The sequence below is a fragment of the Prevotella corporis DSM 18810 = JCM 8529 genome (assembly GCF_000430525.1).
Taxonomy (GTDB): Bacteria; Bacteroidota; Bacteroidia; order Bacteroidales; family Bacteroidaceae; genus Prevotella; species Prevotella corporis.
The window spans coordinates 1-4,084 of sequence record NZ_AUME01000076.1 but is presented as its reverse complement, the minus strand read 5'-3'; the positions used below and the strand labels follow the sequence as shown (position 1 = coordinate 4,084).

At 38.2% G+C, this 4,084-nt stretch carries 4 protein-coding genes; all 4 read right to left on the bottom strand.

What is annotated here, in order from left to right; translation table 11 throughout:
- Window positions 1-203: 203 nt before the first annotated feature.
- The gene (locus H515_RS14600) at window positions 204-728 is read right to left on the bottom strand and encodes a hypothetical protein (protein ID WP_155809304.1); all 525 of its coding nucleotides are present in this window, start codon (window positions 726-728) and stop codon (window positions 204-206) included.
- A gap of 225 nt (window positions 729-953) precedes the next feature.
- Window positions 954-1,106 (bottom strand): hypothetical protein, encoded by a 153-nt coding sequence (locus H515_RS14595; protein ID WP_021672382.1) that lies wholly within the window; start codon window positions 1,104-1,106, stop codon window positions 954-956.
- The gene (locus tag H515_RS0110240; protein ID WP_028901918.1) at window positions 1,087-1,818 is read right to left on the bottom strand and encodes a hypothetical protein; all 732 of its coding nucleotides are present in this window, start codon (window positions 1,816-1,818) and stop codon (window positions 1,087-1,089) included. Before H515_RS0110240 ends, H515_RS14595 begins: the two co-directional genes overlap by 20 nt.
- A gap of 5 nt (window positions 1,819-1,823) precedes the next feature.
- On the bottom strand, window positions 1,824-4,084 hold a 2,261-nt coding region (locus H515_RS13410), incomplete at its 5' end, for an RHS repeat-associated core domain-containing protein (protein ID WP_036891828.1).

Genomic DNA, 4,084 nt, shown 5'->3' with positions numbered 1-4,084 from the left:
CGCCGAGTTACTGTATTCAATGAATGCAGTAACACAGCAGGGGCTTATAATCCCATTTTCTACATCAGCAAGGTGTGTCTTTGTACCACAAATTGCAATTTGTACCACAAAGACCCTTGCCCCGAAAGGGGATTAAATCACTCCGAAGTCGTGATTATCATTTACCCCCTTTCTTATTTTAAAGTTGTATCGAAAAAACAAGACTATTCTGGTATCCCATCTTTTCGTGTATTTGATGACGAAAAGGGATGTCCGAATATGTATTTTAAATAGAATTCAGAATACGTTATTAACGCATCATCTACATAATACACATAAGGTAAAGTTTCTTTTAGAGCTAAGCAAACTTTTATATGGCTAATTACAGAGTCACCATATATTTTGTAAAGTTTCTCAGATTCTCGAGTTGTAGATAAATGTAAGGCATCCCCTTTATATTCACATGTAATACCGCCACTAGTTGATCTTCCTGCAATACCACTTTGGGTATAATGTTTAACTTGAAGTTCTTCGGTAATTTGCCCTTTAATACCATTACTCCTCAATATATTTAAGGTGTAGAAACTGGACCAAACAATAGAAAACGTACAACTTGTTACATAAAGATAATAATCTAATGCTTTAGTTATTTCAAGTGACACATAGGGTATTAAGAGTATTACCATATTCAAAGATATAAGCACAGAAGCAGAAATGTTTGTAATCATATTTGCCACTATACTTGTCATTACCTTTGCAAGATTAGACCTACCAATCTTTGTAGAGGTAAGTTTCTTAATCAATTTTGCAGTAGAGGCACTGGAAAATATTATAGAGGTTGCACCTGCTACAGCTGCGTCTATTGAAGCACCTCCCCAATCAATTTGATGTATAGCTATAATTACATTACCTCCATTGTTAATAAGTTTCTCTACAAAACTTGCACCTACAGAAATAACAACACCTAACTGCTTTTAGTATTCCTCCTTCTGTGCTTCTATGTTCTGCATCCAGGCTGCATAATCGCGCTGCCCTGCCGTTACAATGTTGCCATTGACGCCATAAACATTATAAAACTGCCCCGTGCCGATTTTAGAAGCAATGCACTTATCTCTGATAAATCCCATTTCTTTGTATGAAATTCTTTTTTTCTCCACTTTGGAGAATCGATAAAACTGGATGCTCTCCTGAAACAGTATATCGATATAGATAAATTGAATCATTAGTTATTCTATTCAACAATACATAATTCTTTTCTTTGACTAAACGGTCTCCTCTTTGGGGAGTTATGATATTCATATCTGCTTTGCTTATCTCAACTGAGGAAGAAATATCTTTTAGAATATAATTGTTGCCATTAGGGCATATTCTATCAATTCGCATATCATAATTTATACATTGAATACTATCGATAATATTTTTTCTCTTAGCGTGAATGTTTTGTATAAACATACGAGGATCTCTAATCGCATGTAATACTATATTCTGGTTATTCTGTGTAAGGGTGACAATAGAATCATTATACCTTGATATAACGAAATAATTATCATACAATCCCATATATAGTAATGTGTCATTTTTTATACTCCAACGATGATCCCATTCTACATCATGGGAGAAAACAAAGTCCTGTAATCTCCCCCTTTCGTCTTGACTTTTTACTTGCAATTGTCCATCTTTGTTAAAAATAAAGTATAAAGGAAGATTAAGTATTGTATCACTCTCATTATACCAATATCTATATCTATCCCCAGTTAGAATCTCTTTAACATTATTATTTCGGCATGATACTAATAATGAGGATATTAGCAATAATTTTATTATATGTATATGTTTCATTATTGTCAAAAATGAATCTTATTTCCTCCTTCTATAAATTCATAACTACTTTTAGCCCCATATTTATTTAACATTTTTTGTGCCTTACCTATCACCTTATAAAAATTACGACCTGATACAGCATACAACTTTTCCAATTCTTTTTGAAGATATCCAGCTGTATTATCTTTAAAAGACCGTGTTGTTTTTCCAAATTCTTTCCTACTCATCTCTTTCATGATTACAAGATCTTCTTCATCTACTCCATTTGGAGTATCTATATGAAAGCCTTCATGTGCTAATGTACTTCTGAAATTATATATTTGGTCCATTGATTTTTTAAAATGCCCATTAACAGTAGAGACTCTTATCCTATTATCATATGTTGTTATCGCTAATTCTCCCTCAGGATTCGACTTCATTGATTTTACACCAATAGACTTAGCCTTACCTTCTAACCCAACTTCCTTAGCATAATGATACGTAATACGCATCATAGCACGTAAATTTCTCTTGAAATTATATTTAGATAATAAAACGTTACCAGAAGAAGTTCTTATGTAGATATTTTTATCTTTTGATTTATCCGATCTAATGAACTTGCCACTAATGCTAAAATAATCTGCACATCCATCACGATCAATTCTAACTATTGGATTACTATGACAAAAAACATATCCACTGACATTTGTATACTTTTCCATTAATGGGTCTACCCCCAACCACATGGAGATTTTGGGGTCCATGTACCTGGCTCCGTAATAGTACAGCCCCGTTTCTTCGTCAAGTTCCTTGCCGTTGAACTTATACGGCAGGTCTTCGGAACTGCTGTGCTCGTCAACTAACAGCTCACCATACGGTAAGTAAGCATCATACTGTGTGATGTTGGCATGATCGTCTGTAATATAAGACGTACTGCCTAAATGGTCACTGTGATAGAAGAAGGTTTCTTCTTTTGTAGTGTCATTAGGGATGTAGCCGTAACCTGCCTGTGGGTCATCAGGGTTACTCGGGTCATTCCAACTTACAGGTGGACCGGGGTTAGTATTCGGTGTGGTGTTGGGGTGTGGAGTCTGAATCCAACCCTGTGGCACATCATGGTTGCCGAGTTCGGTGAGAACAGCATTATAACCAACACCTGTGTTCTCTGGATCACCATACGCACCCTTCTCTGTCGGTACACCAGGAGCTACACTCACCTTCTTATAATAAGCCTCCTTCTGTGTCTGAATCTGATTCATACGTTCCGCATAGTCCTGCTGACCAGCCGTTACGTATGAGCCGTTGCGTCCATAAACGTTGTTAAACAGACCTGTTCCTATCCTTGAAGCAACTCGTTTGTTACCAATGAAGTAATGTTTTGTAAAGCGATTCTTGTTGATGCTGATTATCGAAGCAGGATAAAGTGTGAAGTTATCTGTTTCATGGAAGGTGATACCTTGCGGTGCACCATTGATATACACACCCTCCATCGTACCGTAACTCTTCATAATGCGTTCGCCAGCAGCATTGTAAGTATAACGACTCGTCTTACCGTTATCGCTTAAAACCATGAGACGGTTGTCCTCATCCCAATACATTTCCCTCGTGATATTCGTACTGTCATTTGTTACCAACGTAGGATTACCGTTAGCATCATACGTGTAATGGTCATGACCAATCTGTGTTGGAGCTGTCGGGTGGTTACTGTCCTCGTACTTATAAGCAAAGTTATAAGACCTAGCAGTTGTTGTTGAGTCCACCTTCTGCACCTTCGTCAGCGGCTCACTCATCCGTCCGAACGACATAAGCATATCATACGATGCACGCTTCGCCTTACCGCTGGCATGAATAAGGCGGTTCAGCTCATCATACTCATACGTATGCGAACTCCTTCCTCCCAACTTCGCCTTATTGAGTTTCGTCAGCGATGTTGGGTTGGCAGCATTCGTAATACCGAGGATATTGTCCACGGCATCATAACGATACCTGTTCTCCATGACAGTCTGACCATCCGCTGTAAGGTTCATCACCTGCAGACGTTCACGCTGCTTGTCATATGTATAGGTTGTCTCCGTGCCATTACCAAGCTTCGTATAGACCGTATGACCCTCCTTGTCGTAACCTATCCTGTCAACAATAACGCTCTGACGTCCCTGTTTATTGCTCGTCATGCTCTCCACCTGTCCTGCAGCATTGTAGTGATAGGTAACCACTTCACCATCAGGATAAGTCATCGTCTGCACACGGTTCCAGCTATCATACGTAGCACCATAGACATAAGTCCTGATATCAGCCACGCTCGCCA